Origin of the sequence: Salipiger sp. HF18, from assembly GCF_011806505.1 — a bacterium.
Taxonomy (GTDB): Bacteria; Pseudomonadota; Alphaproteobacteria; order Rhodobacterales; family Rhodobacteraceae; genus Salipiger; species Salipiger thiooxidans.
Genome location: NZ_JAATOS010000693.1, coordinates 1 through 1682, shown reverse-complemented (window position 1 = coordinate 1682; position 1682 = coordinate 1). Strand labels below are relative to the sequence as shown.

The window sequence follows — 1682 nt, the reverse complement described above, 5'->3', positions numbered from 1 at the left end:
CTCGAGGAGCCGCCGGCGCGCACCGTGCTGCTGATGATCTCGCACCAGCCCTCGCGCCTCCTGCCCACCATCCGCTCGCGCTGCCGCGAGCTGCGCCTGGGTCCCCTCGATCCCGAGGACATGGCCCGCGCGCTGGGACAGGCGGGCGCCGAGGTCCGCACCGACGAGGCGCAGGCGCTCTCGGCACTGGCCGCGGGCTCGGTGGGGGCTGCGCTGCGGCTGCTGAACCACGACGGGCTGAAGCTCTACGCCGACCTCGTCCGGCTTCTCGACACCCTGCCCCGGCTCGACCGCCCCCGCGCCATCGCCCTCGGCGAAAGCACCGCAGGCAAGGCCAACGAGCCGCGGCTCGATCTCGTGCTGACACTGATGGATCTCGTGTTGGCCCGGCTCGCGCGCACCGGCGTCACCGGCCAGCCGCCGATGCCCGAGGCCGCCCCCGGCGAGGCCGCGATGCTCTCCCGCCTCGCCCCGGACCCCGCCACCGGGCGCGCCTGGGCCCGGATCGCGCAGGACGCCGGCGACCGCGCCCGCCATGCCCGCGCCGTCAACGTCGACCCCGCAGCGCTGGTACTCGACATGATCCTGCAACTCCACAAGGTCGCCTGATCAGCGCCCCCGGCGAAGCCCCCACATCTTCATCTTGGCAAGCAAACACCGCAGGAGACGGGGACAACACCCCCTCTCCCGCAACGGGCTGGCCCTCTGGACCCGCGCCACCAAGCCCACCCCATCAACCCGGCCCACCCCCAGCCACTCAAACCAGCCCGCAGCCAGGCCCTCGCGTCTTCATCTTGCCAGGCAAACTCCGGGGGAGTCCCGCAGGGACGGGGGCAGCGCCCCCTGCCCCCTCGCCACAGGCACCAGGGCCGGGCAACCGCACAGCAAGACCCAGCGGCGCAGAAACAAGGCGCGCAACCGGCCTCAGACGATCCCGCCCTTGATGAACCGGTCCGCGAGCGTGGCGTAGGCCTGGGCCATGACGCCGTCGCCAAGGGCGACTGGCGTGCCCGCATCGCCGCCGATGCGGGTCTCGAGGTCGATGGGCAGCTGCGCCAGCACCGGCAGGCCCAGCCGCTCGGCTTCGGCCGCCACGCCGCCATGGCCGAAGAGATGCGCCTCGTGCCCGCAGTCGGGACATATATAGAGAGACATGTTTTCGATCAGCCCCAGCACCGGCACGTTCAGGGTCTGGAACGCGTCGAGCGCCTTCTTGGCGTCGATCATCGCCACGTCCTGCGGCGTCGAGACCACGATGGCCCCGGCAAGCTCGCTCTTCTGCCCCAGCGACAGCTGAACGTCTCCCGTGCCCGGCGGCAGGTCGATGAGCAGCACGTCGAGCTCGCCCCATTCCACCTGCATCATCATCTGCTGCAGCGCGCCCATCAGCATCGGCCCGCGCCAGACCACGGCCTTGTCCTCGGGCAGCATGAAGCCGATGGACATGAGGGTCACGCCGTGCGCCTTGAGCGGAATGATGGTCTTGCCGTCCGGGCTCGCCGGGCGCTTCGAGATGCCGAACATGCGCGGCTGCGAGGGGCCGTGGATGTCCGCGTCCAGCAGGCCCACCTTCTTGCCCGCCCGCGCCAGCGCCACCGCGAGGTTCGAGGACACGGTGGACTTGCCCACCCCGCCCTTGCCCGAACCGATGGCGATCACCGTCTTCACGCCCGGCGGGTTCA

Annotated in this window: 1 protein-coding gene and 1 pseudogene; one reads left to right on the top strand and one right to left on the bottom strand. The window is 71.3% G+C overall.

Annotated features, from left to right (window positions below):
- Window positions 1-609: pseudogene (locus HC022_RS25970) on the top strand (DNA polymerase III subunit delta'); the annotation flags it as partial.
- A 315-nt stretch (window positions 610-924) separates the two neighbouring features.
- On the opposite strand, the gene HC022_RS25965 reads toward HC022_RS25970, so the two are convergent.
- The coding region (locus tag HC022_RS25965; protein WP_167454305.1) for an Mrp/NBP35 family ATP-binding protein at window positions 925-1682 on the bottom strand (758 nt) is incomplete at its 5' end.